The following is a 14,492-nucleotide window of genomic DNA, read 5'->3' as shown; positions in this document are numbered from 1 at the left end:
CGATATAATCTATAATGTGCTCATTTTACCGCTCATCATTACGGAAATTTTTGCATGCCTTATTTAACTCCTTTATTCTAAAGACATAGTTTTAGAAAAGGAGTTGTTTTGAAGATGAAATATATAAATATTACCGAATTTGGTGGTCCAGAGGTTTTAACACTCTCTGAAAAGGAGCAACCACAACCAAATACCGATGAAGTTTTAATTAAAGTAACCAGTATTGGAGTGAACTTTGCGGATACCATGCGTCGTCAAGACCAATATGTCATTCCAACGCCTTTACCGTTCACACCAGGTTCAGAAGTTGCTGGAGAAGTCGTTGCATGTGGGGATCAAGTGACCAATCTTAATATAGGGGATAAAGTTGTTTCGTTGATTGACCAGGGAGCATATAGCGAATATGTAACTATTTCCGCACAATTTGTAATCCCAATTCCTGATGGTTTATCCGACAAACAGGCAGTTGCCTTACCATTACAAGGTTTGACGGCCTACCATACGATACAAACAATGGGTCAAATGAAACCTAATGAAACGATTTTAATCCATGCAGCTGCTGGAGGTGTAGGTACATTAGCTGTTCAACTTGCTAAGTATTTTAAGGCTGGAACTATTATTGCAACAGCAAGCAGACCTGAAAAAAGACAACTTGCCATGGATATGGGAGCAGATTACACAGTCGACTACACACAAGACACATGGAAGCAAGAAATTATGGACATAACAAATGGAGATGGCGTCGATGTGGCTTTAGAAATGGTTGGGGGCGAAATCTTCAATCAAACGTTAGAGCTCCTCGCAACATTTGGAAGATTAGTCTTTTATGGAGCAGCGAGTGGAGAACTACCTACCTTTAGTCCGTTTGAATTAATGAAAGAAAACAAAACAGTTAATGGTTTCTTTTTACCACAAATTATGAGAAGACCTGACCTTCTCGCTTCTAGCTTATCTGAGATTATGAAACTTGCAGCAGATGGTCAATTGTCCATTACAATCGGTGGCGTGTATCCACTCGAAGAGGTAGCAACTTGCCATCGCGATCTGGAATCAAGAAAAACTACAGGTAAACTAATTCTTGAACCTTAAGCTTAAGAATGTGTTGTGTTTTTTTCGATTGCGAATAGTATAACAATGAATTGAGATTAAGCGACTAAATTGGCCCTGTAATAGACTGCACTTTTCGTGTGAATTGGATTCATTGGTGCGCTAAATTATGTCGCTGCGCTTTCAGCAGGGTTAGCTGCGCGCTCAGTTATGCCGCTGCGCCTTCAGCAGGGTTAGCTGCGCGCTCAGTTTGTTGCTGCGCCTTCAACAGGGTTAGCTGCGCGCTCAGTTTTGTCGCTGCGCTTTCAGCAGGAATAGCTGCGCGTAACTTTATAATTATAAAAAAACCTGCCAAATTCGGCAGGTTTTCCTGTTAAAATTTATAGGGACATTTGTAAAATACTACGTACGTCGCCTTCATGAAGTTTCGTGAAATTACCAAATGGTCCACGTTTCATAGCACGATCAACCATTAATTCAATCTGAGAGTCATCAATATCATAGTCAGCTAAACGTGTCGGTGCACCTAATGCACTCCAGAATTTGCTTAGACGTTCAATACCTTCAAGCGCCACTTCATCATCTGTTTTACCTTCAGGATTAACACCAAACACTCTTACTGCTAATTGCTTGAATCTTTCTGTATTCACATGCATATTGTGTTTCATCCAGTTAGGGAATAAAATCGATAATCCACCAGCGTGTGGGATATCATATACGGCTGAAACGGCATGTTCCATATTATGAGTTGCCCAATCACCACGGTAACCCATTTGGAGAATACCGTTAAATGCCATCGTTCCAGCATACATAATTGTTTCACGATGCTCATAGGACTCTAAATTATTTAATAATTTAGGCGCCGTTTCAATAATCGATCTTAAAATTCCTTCTGCCATACGATCTTGAACAGGGGAATTAGTCGGTGTATGGAAATACTGCTCTAAGACATGACTCATCATGTCTACCATCCCATATACTGTTTGATCTTTTGGAACAGAATACGTATGCACAGGGTCTAAAATAGAGAATAATGGATAGGAATAAGGTGATCCCCAACCATACTTCTCGTTTGTCTCCCAGTTCGTAACTACTGCACCAGCATTCATTTCTGAACCTGTTGCCGCTAATGTCAAAATCGTACCTAATGGTAGAGCATCTTGGGGTTCTGCTTCACGTGTAACAAGATCCCATGCGTCCCCATCATATTTCGCTGCAGATGCGATGGTTTTAGATGCATCAATTACGCTACCTCCGCCAACTGCTAGTACAAAATCAATATTTTCATTTTTACATAAATCTGCACCTTTTTGGACCGTTTTTAAGCGTGGATTAGGCTCCACTCCAGCCAAATCATATGTTGCATATCCATGATCTTGTAATAATTTTACTGTCGAATCGTAAATACCGTTCCTCTTTATACTACCGCCACCATAGACGACAAGTACTCTTTCCACATTTTCAGGAATAAGTGTAGGCAATGTTTCTAGCTGCCCTCTTCCAAATACAAGCTTTGTTGGATTGTGAAATGTAAAATTCTCCATAATCAAACTCCTTTCAATAACTTATTTCATTATGAATAAAACAGCAAAATAGTGCAAAAAAAGTGCCTTAAAGAATTTAATCTTTAAGGCACTTTGTATATCTAAATTAGCGGCGATACGTTTCTTCGCGCTCTTTAGACTGTTCGATCCAACCTTCTAATTTATCTTTTAACACGTTGAAGCCTGGCGCTTCTTCTTGCGTGTTAGCAGCATATGAAGCTTGTTTCTTTTGTTGTGGTGCTTTTGTTTGTTGCTTTGGTTTATCTTCTGTAGCACGAATAGAAAGAGAATATTTCCCTTTGCTTTCTTCAGCGTCTAGAACTTTAACCTTCACTTCATCACCAACGTTAAGATGTTGGTTAATGTCTTTAACAAAACCGTGCGTAATTTCTGAAATATGCACAAGTCCTTGTTTGTTTTCTGCAATCTCTACGAATGCACCATAAGACTGAATGCCAGTAACCTTTCCTTCGATTACCTGACCTTGCTCAATTGTGTTTGTCATACTATACAACTCCCGATTCCTTTTCTTTAATACCGTCCGTTATTGTACCACATTTTAAAGAAAGATTCAAAAAGAGAAATATAAAACCTTACATTCTTCCTCGTAATTCGACAAAAAACATAAGAATTTCTTCATTTTTCGGTTTTATTTTAAAAAAAGTATATTTTTTTATAAAAACAGGTTTATATTTCCTGAAAACGGTTATACCTAATAATGTAATACTTTCTCGTATTCCCCCTTTGGTGAAGTGCACTGCACTTTGCCTTTTTTTTATGCTTTTATTTCGAATAAGGACTTATCTTTTAGTAAACTAGGGTGAAGAGGTGAATCCAATGGAGCAATTTAATCGCATTATATCTAGAGAAAATACTGGAGCAGTTAAATTAGAATTTCGTGAAAAGTTATTCGGATCGAATGAGATCTTACCAATGTGGGTGGCCGACATGGATCTAGCTGCACCTAATGCTGTTCAAGAAGCCATACAAAAAAGAGCGGAACATAATTTATACGGTTACACGATGCACAACCCTGATTTAATAGAGGCTATTAAAAACTGGATCAGGAATCGACATGAATATACCATTAATACAGAACTACTATCCTTTAGTCCAGGTGTAATTCCTTCTTTACATGCACTTGTACAAGCTTTTACAAATGAGAGAGATCAGATTGTCATTCAACCACCTGTCTATCCACCTTTTTATTCTGTTGTTAGGAACCACAATCGCACTCTAATAGAAAATGAACTTATAATAGACGAAGGAAAATATAAAATTAATTTTGAACAATTAGAGCAACAGTTCAAAAATGGGGCAAAAGCTTTTATTTTATGTAGTCCTCATAACCCAGTAGGAAGGGTTTGGACAAAAGAGGAATTGAAAAAAATTGCTGATTTGTGTATCGAGTACAATGTATTCTTATTTTCTGATGAGATTCACGCCGACATAGCATTTGATCATAACAAACACATTCCAAGTGCAAGTATAAGTAGAGAGATCGAACAATTAACATTCACTTTAATGGCACCATCTAAAACTTTTAATATTGCTGGTTTACAAGGTTCTTATGTGATTAGTCCAAATGAATATTTAAAAGAAGTATTAAATAAACAATTAATGAAACAAGGAATTATGATGCTTAATACATTTGCATATGTAGCAATGCAAGCATCCTATGAAAGTGGAGCTCAATGGCTAGAGGAGCTTAATATATTAATTAAAAAGAATGCTGATTTCGTAATTGAGAGACTCCATACTAGTAATACAGGCATCAGAGTGTTTCAGCCTGAAGGGACGTACTTACTCTGGTTAGATTTTCGCTCGACTGATTTGTCGCACGAAGAAATAAAAAATCTATTACAAACCAAAGCTAAAGTTGGACTGAATGATGGACAATCTTTCGGTGAAACAAGTGGGAACCTATTTATGCGCATGAATATTGCATCACCACCTTCAATTGTTCAAGAAGGAGTAGAAAGAATCATCCATACATTCACTAAGAATAACAACATGGAGTAGACCCTCCTTTGTATAGAAAAAGAAGCATAGACAAGGCTATTGCCCCTATGCTTCTTCTTCCTCTTCCTTCACATCTTCTCCTGGGTTTTCCTCTTCAAACTGCTCGCTTGATTTTGTAATAGCTCCGCAAGCAATACGTTCGCCTGCATTACCTGCTGGCTGACTAACACCATCATCCATATCTTCATGAATGATCAGCGATTTACCTTCATCACTGTAAATAGAACCTTTTCCTTCTCTGAGCGTTGCCTCTGAAATGACATACGTAAACATTGCGGTGCCATCTTGCTTCACTTCTAAATTTGGCATGTCTCCAATGTGGTGACCTTCTGGATGCATCAAACCATGTTTAGCATCATCTACTGTCCAATGACTTCCTGCAGATTCAAATGATGGAGTGTCACACTTAGGGAACTCATGTAAATGTATTCCATGAAATCCAGGTGAAAGCCCTACCACTGATACTTCCACCTCGACACCTTCTGCCTGTTCAGCAAAAGTGGCCTCTCCAATTACATCCCCATCTCTATTGATCAAATCAATCGTTTTTGACGTGGACGCTTCGGACTGACAGGAATATAACAGGAAAATGGCTACAATTAATATTATAATTCGCATAACATACACCTCCATTAACAGTATGAGCAATTTGAATACATTCATACGAAAGTAATTTACCGTGTTAAACAGACAAGCTTTACTACATAAAAAATCCCCTCAAGCAATGTTACTTGAGGGGATAATATTTATTCGTTATGAAGAAGAACGATCCGAAGTATGTTCTTCTCTTTTTGCATCTGGATATTTCTCTTCAAAAGTTTGTTCTTCCTTTTTTGACACTTTCAAGATTAAACGCATAACTATTACTGCAGCAATCATAAACACCATTAAGGAGATTGCAGCAGGGATATACGCCATCTTATCGTCAGGAAAATACAGAAACTCCATCATAGCAAATCACCTACTTTACCGAATTAAGAATATACTCAGTATAACAAAATTCAGTATCAACAGAAATGAAGTTTGTATCGGATTATTGACAATTACTTTTGTACGGAACGAATAACATTGGCCGTTTCAATTGCTCCTGCAGCCGCTTCAAACCCTTTATTACCTGCTTTTGTTCCCGCTCTCTCTACTGCTTGTTCAATCGTATCCGTAGTTAGCACACCAAAAATAACTGGTACGCCAGTTTCTAAACTAATTGTTGATACTCCTTTTGCTACTTCTCCACTTACATACTCAAAGTGCGGGGTTGCTCCGCGAATGACAGTACCAAGTGTGATTACCGCATCATAATCATTCTTTTCGATTAATTTCTTTGTAACTACTGGAATTTCGTATGCACCTGGTACCCAAGCTACATCAATATCAGCTTCATCCACCCCATGACGTTTTAATCCATCAATAGCACCTTCTAATAGTTTTTCAGTGATAAAAGCATTGAATCTCCCAACGACAATTCCTACTTTAAGATCCGTTCCAATTAAATTACCTTCAAATGTATTCATTCTATCTCCTCCTAGTTTAAAATAAGTGTCCGAGTTTATCTCGCTTCGTGTCTAAGTATTTTTGGTTTGATTTATTTGAGGGCATTTTAATACCAACTCGCTCGGTGATTTCTAAATCATATCCATGTAATCCTTTAATTTTACGAGGATTATTTGTTAAAAGTCGCATTTTCCGCACTCCAAGGTCTTCTAAAATTTGAGCACCTAATCCATAATCTCTTAGATCAGCCGGGTACCCTAACTTTTCATTAGCCTCAACTGTGTCATACCCTTCTTCTTGGAGTTTGTATGCGCGAAGTTTATTAAGTAGACCAATTCCGCGTCCCTCTTGGCGCATATAAAGTAACACACCTTTTCCAGCTTCTTCAATTTGAGCTAAAGCAGCATCTAGTTGAGGACCGCAGTCGCAGCGGTGGGAGCCAAACACATCTCCCGTTAAACACTCACTGTGAACTCTCACCAACGTAGGTTCCGTCGGCTGAATATCCCCTTTAACTAACGCGATATGTTCTCTTCCATCAATAACATTCGTATAAGCAATCGCTCGAAAATCTCCATAATCATTTGGCATATTCACTTCCACAGCTCGCTCCACTAACTTTTCATGCTTTCGTCGGTATTTAATTAACTCTTCAATTGTAACTAGTTTCAAATCATGTTGATCTGCAAGTTTACGAAGCTCAGGCACTCGCGCCATTGTTCCATCTTCATTCATAATTTCACAAATAGCTCCTGCAGGTTTGCCGCCAGCTAATGTTGCGAAATCAACTGCTGCTTCTGTGTGTCCAGCTCTTCTTAGTACACCACCATCTTTCGCAATTAATGGGAAGATGTGACCTGGACGCTTAAACTCAGTTGGTGCAACATCGTCATCGGCTAAACGCATAATCGATTTTGCGCGCTCAGCTGCGCTAATACCAGTAGTTGTTTCTATGTGGTCAATACTAACTGTAAAAGCTGTTCCATGGCTGTCAGTGTTTACATCAGCCATCATCTCAAGCTGTAATTGATCTGCTTTTGCCTTTGTAATCGGAGCACACACTAACCCGCGACCTTCTGTAACCATGAAATTAAGTATCTCTGGAGTCGTATGCTCAGCTAGCGCCACAAAGTCACCCTCGTTCTCTCTATTTTCATCATCCACTACGATGATTACTTTACCTTGTTTTAAATCTTCGATCGCATCTTTTATAGAATCAAACATTCTTGCCCCTCCTACTGATTTAAAAATCCTGACTGTCGTAATTGTTCCATACTCAGTCCGGTTCCCTTTTGTTCATCTGATGGATGCATCAACTGATATACATACTTTAATAATTGATCACATTCAATATTTACAACATCGCCTTCTACTTTACTCGTTAAAATAGTTGCATCTTGTGTATGAGGAATTAAAGAGATTGTGAATGTATCATTCGTTAAACCAAAGATTGTAAGTGACGTACCATCTACACTTATAGAACCTTTCAACATCATGTATTTCGCTAGATCTGGTTCTACTTTGATATGAAAGTATTCGGCGTTATCCTTCGTTTCTCTTGACTGGATCTTACCAACCCCATCCACATGCCCAGATACAAAGTGACCACCAAAACGGCCATTCGCAGCCATTGCTCGTTCTAAATTTACTTTCGAACCAACTTTCAAGCCACGCAACGCTGTGTGATGAAAAGTTTCTGGCATGACATCTGTAGAGAAGTGTTGATTTGTAAAAGAGGTAACCGTTAAGCAAACACCGTTTACTGAAATACTATCTCCTAAGTTCATATCGTTTGTAATTTCTCCAACTCGAATCGTAAGTTGAAGTGATTCGGAGCCTTGTGTAATGGATTCAATTTGACCTAACTCTTCTATGATTCCAGTAAACATCAGTCTTCCCCCTCCGTCAAAGGCACAACAGTAATCTTTAAGTCTGGACCTACTAATTCAACATTAGAATATTTCACTTGAATAGCATCCTTCACTTGATCAAAACCTAATTGATTATAAAAAGATTTACTGTCTAAACCTCCTATTAATTTTGCGGCCATATACATGTGAATTTGATTAAACAAACCTTCTTGAATAAATGTAGAGTGAATCGATGAACCACCTTCTACATATACACTCATTAAGTTTGCTTCCTTCATCTTTTCTAACAATCTGGTTAATTGAATTCTGTTTTCTGATAAACGCCAAACACTAACATGTGGAATCGCTTGCAGTACTTCTTCTTTTTCCTGAGATGCCTCATTTCCACATACTACTATTGTATTTGCTTCATCATTTACTAATAAATTTGATTCTAATGGGATAGATAACTGGGTATCTAATACAAATCGGATAGGATTTAAACCTCCGTGGGGCAAACGGGTGGTTAATTGAGGATCGTCACGTAGAACCGTTTCAATACCTACTAAAATAGCCTCGTGCATATGACGATTCGTATGCACATCTTCTCTGGCTGCTTCACTTGTAATCCATTTGCTGTCCCCGCTATTTGCTGTCATTTTTCCATCTAGAGATACAGCTGTTTTTAGGGTAACAAACGGCTTTTTATTTTTCATAAAATAAAAGAATGCCTTATTTATTTCTTTAGCTTGCTCTTCTAACAAGCCTACTTCCACTTCTATACCTTCATCTTTCAACCATTTCACGCCATTACCTGCAACTTTTGGATTTGGATCCAAAGTTGCTATATACACTTTTGTAATACCACTTTCTGCTACTGCTTTTGCACAAGGTGGAGTCTGACCGTAATGGGAACATGGTTCAAGTGTTACATACATTTCCGCACCAATTGTTTGACCTTCTGCTTGTCTCAGCGCGTGAACTTCTGCGTGTGGCTGACCAGCTCGCAAATGACTACCCGTTCCAACTACAACACCATTATTTACAATAACAGCGCCAACAGATGGATTGGGTCTCGTTTGTCCAATAGTTAATTCAGCTAAGTCAATCGCATGCTGCATATAAAACTGTGCATTTTTCAATCGCTAACCTCCTCTTTATTTAGGTTAACGATCAGATCCTTCTCCCATCCAGACTATACTGTCGGCTTCAGAATCTCACTGAATCCACCGCAAGAAGCGGGTCACGGACTTAGAGTGCAAGACTCATCACCGCCGGTCGGGATTTTCACCCTGCCCCGAAAGATCATTTCCTAACAGTGTTATTATAGCACACGAAAGTTCTAGAAAGGAATCATCTAGCTCTTACTGAATTATAATTTTTTTCCTCTACGGTAAAGGGTGAATTCCAGTACCAGTATACAAGTAATTAACCAGCTTAAACCTAGTGTAAATCCAGCTATTACATCGGAAATATAATGGACGCCTAAATATACTCGACTAAACCCAATGGACATAATAAGTAGGGATAAAAACCCTATGAGGGTCCACTTTAAAGCTTTATTTACATAACTTCTAAGGACTAAATAAATAATAAATCCATAAAACACCATCGGAGCTGTTGAGTGACCACTCGGAAAACTAAAACCTGTCCCATCATATTGTTCTACAATGTTTGGTCGTTCTCTCGAAAAAGCAATTTTTAACGTATGCGTTAGTATGGAAATACCAATCATAGCAATAGCAAAGTATATGATTCTCCACCACCGACGACCATAATAAACAATAATCGCAATTACTAAAAGAATTGATCCGATAACTAAGGTAGTTACGGAGCCCAAATGTGTTACCACACCAAAAATACTATCTAATATAGGTCTTTCGATCAATTGAACAAATTGAGAAGCAAATCCATCAATAATGATTCTTTCTTCTTCTAATACCTCATCGGCTAATTCTATGAAGAAATAGAAGCAAATTGCAACAACAGATAATGCTATAAAAATTGAAACATATACACTCGTTGGGATCTTTCGAAACGATTCTTTAAATTCCATTTCTTCACCTCAATCTTGTATTCTTCATTCACGTATTCAAACATTACCCTATCTTGCAAACATGATAACAGTTTGTCCTTAAGTAATATATTTTATATAAAGCTTCGACAATAGAACGTTAGCAATTGCATGTTTGAATTCACAACGTTCTGGGAAAGTTCATAGTAGGAAAGCAAATTCCGCAAAAGGAGATGAACAACCATATGGATTTAAACAAAGAAATAAAACGACTAGAGGCAGTATACGCAGAATCACCTGACAGAGTATTTACAATGTACTTAGACACAGATCCTGCAAGCCCTGATAACCAAGGGGGCGAATGGAAAATTCATTTAAAAAATGGTTTAAATAACTTCGAATCTTACTTACAAGAAGACGGAGATTCAGATGAGAAACGAAACTATTGGAAGATCAAAGAATATGTAGAAAATTATGTAGAAGAACATCAAAAAGATTTCAAAAAGAGCTTAGTAATTATAGCTTCTTCTGATGAGCAAATTTGGTTTGCAGAAAAATTCCAAATGCCAGTTGAAAGTAAATTCTATTGGGAAGAACAACCTCAACTTGATCAATTGAAAGAAATGCAAAATAATTTCCCACAAACTGGACTCATCTTAACTCAAAAAAATGAAATCAAAGTAATTGATGCAGCTTTAGGAAATGTTAATGACATTCAACATTACGAACTTGACCTTGATACAGAAGATTGGCGTTTACACCAAGGACCGCATCGTGCTGATGCTTCTATGGGCTCTGGTGGTCAAAAGACATCTAAGAAAGAACAATTTGAACAACGTGTCGAAGCGAACCGTTATAGATGGTATAAAAGCTTAGCACCTAAATTAGATAAACTAGCAAAAGATTATGGTTGGGAACGCATATATTTCGTAGGAAATAAAGAAGAACTTGATGATTTGGAAGCAAACATGAATAAAACAGCAGACCATTTTGTTAATAAAAATTTATTAGACCATGAAGAAATGAAAGTACTTGAAGAAGTCGTATATTCTTCATAGCAAACTAGAGGAAGTTGGATGAATCCACTTCCTCTTTTTACGCTCTAGCACAAAGTTATAACAATATTATGAGTTTTGTTATAACTTTTGTATAATTGCTTTCGTAAAATCGATTGTGGTAGGGTAAACATGAAAACTGAAAATGGAGGAATGATGATGAGCACACATATTGGCGCTAAAAAAGGCGATATCGCAGAAACGATTTTATTACCGGGTGATCCCCTTCGTGCAAAATATATCGCAGAAAATTTCTTAGAAGATGTAACTTGCTATAATGAAGTCCGTGGAATGTATGGGTACACAGGAACGTATAAAGGAGAACGTATTTCCGTTCAAGGTACAGGAATGGGTGTACCAAGTATCTCTATTTACGTAAACGAGCTTATCCAGGAATTCGATGTAAAAAAACTCATTCGAGTTGGTTCCTGTGGAGCACTACAAGAAGATGTTAAAGTACGTGATGTGATTCTTGCTTCAACTTCCACAACAGATTCTCAAATGAATCGGATGGAATTTGGAGGAATTGATTTTGCACCTACAGCTGACTTTCAATTATTAAAAAATGCGTATGAAGTAGGAGAGAAAAAAGGGTTAAACCTAAAAGTAGGTAATGTTTTTACAAGCGATAGTTTTTATCGTGATAACGCCATGGATCTCTTCAAACAACTTGCATCTTACAACGTATTAGCTGTTGAAATGGAGACAACTGCCTTATATACATTAGCAGCTAAATTCAATCGAGAAGCACTATCTGTTTTAACAGTGAGTGATCACATTCTAACTGGAGAAGAAACTACCTCAGAGGAACGCCAAAATACGTTTAGTGACATGATTGAAGTGGCATTAGACGCTAGTATTCAGACAAAATAATCACTTTTAAAGAGGCTGGGACAAAAGTGTCTGTAGTCATGAATAATCCGAACAATGAAATGTGGTGCGACTAACTCGTTCCTGAAATAGACTGCGCTTTCCGCGCGGAGCTGGTGAGCCTCCTCGAGCAAGCTCTGTGGGGTCTCACCTGAGCTCTATTTCGCGCAGGAGTCTCCGTCTATTTCATCCACTTTTCATTTGCTTTGTTCTGATTTCATGCTATCACTTTATTTTGTCCCAGCCTCTTTTCAAATCTATTGTTCACCTAAATAAAATTCAGGTTGACAATGAAAGTGATTATTCGCTATGATAGTTCTTGTAAAGGAGGGACATAAAATAATGAAAAATAAATTTCGTCCAATTGATTTAACATTAGGATCTGTTTTCGTGGTCTTACTTATGATCGGAGCAAACATTGCTGTATGGTTTCCTGTATTAAAGATTACATATGCTGGAGGGTCTGTCCCGCTTTCTCTTCAAACGTTTTTTGCCATTTTAGCTGGAATTATATTAGGTAAGAAACTTGGTACATTTTCTGTGCTCGTTTATTTGTTAATCGGGTTGGCTGGTGTTCCTGTATTCGCGGAAATGCAGTCAGGGCCATTCGCATTTATCTCTCCAACTGGAGGATTCTTATTATCATTTATTGCAGTTGCCTTTGTTTCTGGGTGGATCGTAGAAAAAAGTGCTGAACCAACGATTAAAACGTACTTAGTAGCATCTTTCGCAGGTCTTCTAGCAAACTATTTAATAGGTACTCCTTATATGGTAGGATCGATGAATATTGTGATGGAAGTACCAATGACGATGCAAACAGGGTTTATGGTTATGTTACCATTTTTTATTAAAGATTTTGTTATTACTATGGGGGCTGCAATATTGTTACCGAAATTACTTACAAGGATTTCACTAGCCACCCCTTCCCTTAACACCATTCGTTCCTGACAACCAACAAAAATAAAGACCTACGGAAGCTTCTTGCTTCTACGTAGGTCTTTATTATTATTATTTACTTCGAGCTGTTCATCATTGTCTTTACTAATGTACGTGCCATAACGCCGGTCGGTCCTTTGGGTCCTAAGTCATGTGGAGCTTCTGCCATTGCCGTTCCAGCTATATCTAAGTGTACCCATGGCGTATCTTCTGCAAATGCACCAACAAAGGAACCAGCAAGTACTGCATGTCCTTTTCGTCCAGGTGAATTATTTAAGTCAGCAATATGACTATTTCGTACTGCTTTCTTATATACATCTAAATAAGGGAGCTGCCAAATCAATTCATCGACTTTTTCAGATGCTGCTTGGATTTCACCTAACCAAGACTCATTGTTTGTCATCGCTCCAGTAACTTGATCTCCTAATGCAACAACTACACCACCAGTTAATGTTGCAACATCTACAATTTTGCGTGCCCCTTGTTGACGCGCATAAGTTATTGCATCAGCTAAAGCTAAACGACCTTCTGCATCTGTATTTCTTACTTCAACAGTTTTTCCACTCATTGTTACGATGACGTCATCTGGTTTATAAGCACGATCACTGATCATGTTATCGGTAGCTGGAATAAGAGCAATGATATTTTCCTCTGGACGAATATGTCCAATGGCATCCATCGCACCTAATACGGAAGCTGCTCCACCCATGTCCATTTTCATTCCAATAATTCCGTCTTTCGGTTTTAAGGAATAGCCACCAGTATCAAATGTTATTCCTTTACCTACTAATGCTACAGGGTTATCCCATTCTGCTTTCCCTTGAAATTTCATCACAATAAACCGTGGAGGCTCTAAAGAACCTTGGTTTACTGATAATAATGCTCCCATTCCAAGTTCTTCAATTCCTTCTTTTTCATAAATTTCAATATCAAATTGGTGTTTCTCTGCCATATCTTCTGCGAATGCAGCTAAATCTACAGCAGTTAATAAATTTCCAGGTAAATTAACTAGGTGTCTTGCAACATTTGCACCGTTTCCAAGGGCATACCCATTACTTGCAGCTGACACTAATGAATCCTCATCTGAACCTATAAAGTGTAACTGTTCCAACTCTACTTTCGGTTGATCGTCTTGCTCTGTATGATAAGTTGATAATACATTAGTTGCCATGGCAGCTGCTTCACTTATTGCTTCTACAACATCCTCTAGTTCTGAATTAGCATGTGTAATGCTTGGTAACGAGATGCAAGCTTGAGAAATTTGATCTTCAGATAATTTCTTAAACAACTTCCCAAAAGCATTTCTTGTCTTATTTGTAGTAAGATCATCTTCTTTACCTAATCCAATGAAATAGATTCTTTTTGCGGGGACTTTCCCGAACGTGTGAACTTTAGATACTTTGCCATAAGCATTTGATATATCGCCACTTTCAACAAGTGTATCCAACTCTGATTGAAAAGCTTCGTTTAAAGATTGGTATTCCAGTTGATCTTGTTTATTTTTCTCAAAAAGTCCTACGATTAATGCTTCTGTTTCGTGCTTCTCTACAGTTTCATTACTCACTTTAAACATGTTGCACCTCCGAAATTTACTTATTCTTCTTTTCAAGTAATTAATACGAGTATATCAGTTTATTTCATAAATCGAAATATTGATTGAAGG

Annotated in this window: 15 protein-coding genes and 1 riboswitch; of the genes, 5 read left to right on the top strand and 10 right to left on the bottom strand. The window is 37.8% G+C overall.

The genetic code is table 11. The features are described 5' to 3' along the window. Window positions 1–114 precede the first annotated feature (114 nt). A complete protein-coding gene (locus G532_RS0108190; protein ID WP_027964372.1) occupies window positions 115–1,089 on the top strand; it encodes a quinone oxidoreductase family protein in 975 nt (324 codons plus the stop codon). 338 nt (window positions 1,090–1,427) lie between these two features. Here G532_RS0108190 and G532_RS0108180 read toward each other — a convergent pair whose 3' ends face one another. Continuing rightward, complete coding sequence (locus tag G532_RS0108180) at window positions 1,428–2,591, bottom strand: iron-containing alcohol dehydrogenase (RefSeq protein WP_027964371.1); 1,164 nt, start codon at window positions 2,589–2,591, stop codon at window positions 1,428–1,430. Window positions 2,592–2,697: 106 nt separating this feature from the next. After that, the gene (gene yugI, locus G532_RS0108175) at window positions 2,698–3,096 is read right to left on the bottom strand and encodes a S1 domain-containing post-transcriptional regulator GSP13 (RefSeq protein ID WP_027964370.1); all 399 of its coding nucleotides are present in this window, start codon (window positions 3,094–3,096) and stop codon (window positions 2,698–2,700) included. Window positions 3,097–3,428: 332 nt separating this feature from the next. Here yugI and G532_RS0108170 point away from each other — a divergent pair, with 332 nt between their 5' ends. Then, entirely contained in the window at window positions 3,429–4,613 is a 1,185-nt protein-coding gene (locus G532_RS0108170) for a MalY/PatB family protein (protein ID WP_027964369.1), read from the top strand. 45 nt (window positions 4,614–4,658) lie between these two features. Here G532_RS0108170 and G532_RS0108165 read toward each other — a convergent pair whose 3' ends face one another. From G532_RS0108165 to G532_RS0108135, 7 genes are all read right to left on the bottom strand, one after another. After that, a complete protein-coding gene (locus tag G532_RS0108165; RefSeq protein ID WP_035512781.1) occupies window positions 4,659–5,231 on the bottom strand; it encodes a superoxide dismutase family protein in 573 nt (190 codons plus the stop codon). 135 nt (window positions 5,232–5,366) lie between these two features. Then, the gene (locus G532_RS0108160) at window positions 5,367–5,564 is read right to left on the bottom strand and encodes a hypothetical protein (protein WP_027964367.1); all 198 of its coding nucleotides are present in this window, start codon (window positions 5,562–5,564) and stop codon (window positions 5,367–5,369) included. Window positions 5,565–5,656: 92 nt separating this feature from the next. After that, window positions 5,657–6,124, bottom strand: a complete 468-nt coding sequence (gene ribH, locus G532_RS0108155; RefSeq protein ID WP_027964366.1) for a 6,7-dimethyl-8-ribityllumazine synthase — start codon at window positions 6,122–6,124, stop codon at window positions 5,657–5,659. A 16-nt stretch (window positions 6,125–6,140) separates the two neighbouring features. Then, a complete protein-coding gene (locus G532_RS0108150; RefSeq protein ID WP_027964365.1) occupies window positions 6,141–7,328 on the bottom strand; it encodes a bifunctional 3,4-dihydroxy-2-butanone-4-phosphate synthase/GTP cyclohydrolase II in 1,188 nt (395 codons plus the stop codon). A gap of 11 nt (window positions 7,329–7,339) precedes the next feature. Next, window positions 7,340–7,993 (bottom strand): riboflavin synthase, encoded by a 654-nt coding sequence (gene ribE / locus G532_RS0108145; protein WP_027964364.1) that lies wholly within the window; start codon window positions 7,991–7,993, stop codon window positions 7,340–7,342. Beyond that, window positions 7,993–9,096, bottom strand: coding sequence for a bifunctional diaminohydroxyphosphoribosylaminopyrimidine deaminase/5-amino-6-(5-phosphoribosylamino)uracil reductase RibD (gene ribD / locus G532_RS0108140; RefSeq protein WP_027964363.1), 1,104 nt, complete (start codon window positions 9,094–9,096; stop codon window positions 7,993–7,995). Before ribD ends, ribE begins: the two co-directional genes overlap by 1 nt. 32 nt (window positions 9,097–9,128) lie before the next feature. Further along, a riboswitch (FMN riboswitch) is annotated at window positions 9,129–9,263 on the bottom strand. Between the two features lie 63 nt (window positions 9,264–9,326). Next, window positions 9,327–10,010 carry a phosphatase PAP2 family protein gene (locus tag G532_RS0108135; protein WP_051189111.1) on the bottom strand — a complete coding sequence of 228 codons (684 nt, stop codon included), beginning with the start codon at window positions 10,008–10,010 and terminating at the stop codon, window positions 9,327–9,329. 203 nt (window positions 10,011–10,213) lie between these two features. Between G532_RS0108135 and G532_RS0108130 the strand changes: the two genes are divergently transcribed. The 3 genes from G532_RS0108130 to G532_RS0108120 all read left to right on the top strand — a co-directional run bounded on the left by G532_RS0108130 (window position 10,214) and on the right by G532_RS0108120 (window position 12,841). After that, a complete protein-coding gene (locus G532_RS0108130) occupies window positions 10,214–11,026 on the top strand; it encodes a VLRF1 family aeRF1-type release factor (RefSeq protein WP_027964361.1) in 813 nt (270 codons plus the stop codon). Window positions 11,027–11,182: 156 nt separating this feature from the next. Continuing rightward, entirely contained in the window at window positions 11,183–11,896 is a 714-nt protein-coding gene (gene deoD, locus G532_RS0108125) for a purine-nucleoside phosphorylase (RefSeq protein WP_027964360.1), read from the top strand. 339 nt (window positions 11,897–12,235) lie between these two features. Further along, window positions 12,236–12,841, top strand: coding sequence for a biotin transporter BioY (locus G532_RS0108120; protein WP_035512778.1), 606 nt, complete (start codon window positions 12,236–12,238; stop codon window positions 12,839–12,841). Between the two features lie 64 nt (window positions 12,842–12,905). Here the strand turns inward: G532_RS0108120 and G532_RS0108115 are convergent, their stop codons facing one another. After that, window positions 12,906–14,402, bottom strand: coding sequence for a leucyl aminopeptidase (locus G532_RS0108115; protein ID WP_027964358.1), 1,497 nt, complete (start codon window positions 14,400–14,402; stop codon window positions 12,906–12,908). Between the last annotated feature and the right edge of the window lie 90 nt (window positions 14,403–14,492).

Source organism: Halalkalibacillus halophilus DSM 18494 (genome assembly GCF_000423105.1).
Lineage (GTDB): Bacteria > Bacillota > Bacilli > Bacillales > Alkalibacillaceae > Halalkalibacillus > Halalkalibacillus halophilus.
The sequence above is the reverse complement of the archived record's forward strand: the minus strand, read 5'-3'. Positions and strand labels throughout refer to the sequence as shown.

What these genes read in the sequence shown, in the direction of transcription:
- G532_RS0108115 (WP_027964358.1), bottom strand. Translation starts at nt 14,402, where the DNA reads ATGTTTAAAGTGAGTAATGAAACTGTAGAGAAGCACGAAACAGAAGCA.
- ribH (WP_027964366.1), bottom strand. Translation starts at nt 6,124, where the DNA reads ATGAATACATTTGAAGGTAATTTAATTGGAACGGATCTTAAAGTAGGA.
- G532_RS0108130 (WP_027964361.1), top strand. Translation starts at nt 10,214, where the DNA reads ATGGATTTAAACAAAGAAATAAAACGACTAGAGGCAGTATACGCAGAA.
- yugI (WP_027964370.1), bottom strand. Translation starts at nt 3,096, where the DNA reads ATGACAAACACAATTGAGCAAGGTCAGGTAATCGAAGGAAAGGTTACT.
- G532_RS0108135 (WP_051189111.1), bottom strand. Translation starts at nt 10,010, where the DNA reads ATGGAATTTAAAGAATCGTTTCGAAAGATCCCAACGAGTGTATATGTT.
- G532_RS0108120 (WP_035512778.1), top strand. Translation starts at nt 12,236, where the DNA reads ATGAAAAATAAATTTCGTCCAATTGATTTAACATTAGGATCTGTTTTC.
- deoD (WP_027964360.1), top strand. Translation starts at nt 11,183, where the DNA reads ATGAGCACACATATTGGCGCTAAAAAAGGCGATATCGCAGAAACGATT.
- G532_RS0108180 (WP_027964371.1), bottom strand. Translation starts at nt 2,591, where the DNA reads ATGGAGAATTTTACATTTCACAATCCAACAAAGCTTGTATTTGGAAGA.
- G532_RS0108170 (WP_027964369.1), top strand. Translation starts at nt 3,429, where the DNA reads ATGGAGCAATTTAATCGCATTATATCTAGAGAAAATACTGGAGCAGTT.
- G532_RS0108160 (WP_027964367.1), bottom strand. Translation starts at nt 5,564, where the DNA reads ATGATGGAGTTTCTGTATTTTCCTGACGATAAGATGGCGTATATCCCT.
- G532_RS0108150 (WP_027964365.1), bottom strand. Translation starts at nt 7,328, where the DNA reads ATGTTTGATTCTATAAAAGATGCGATCGAAGATTTAAAACAAGGTAAA.
- G532_RS0108165 (WP_035512781.1), bottom strand. Translation starts at nt 5,231, where the DNA reads ATGCGAATTATAATATTAATTGTAGCCATTTTCCTGTTATATTCCTGT.
- ribE (WP_027964364.1), bottom strand. Translation starts at nt 7,993, where the DNA reads ATGTTTACTGGAATCATAGAAGAGTTAGGTCAAATTGAATCCATTACA.
- G532_RS0108190 (WP_027964372.1), top strand. Translation starts at nt 115, where the DNA reads ATGAAATATATAAATATTACCGAATTTGGTGGTCCAGAGGTTTTAACA.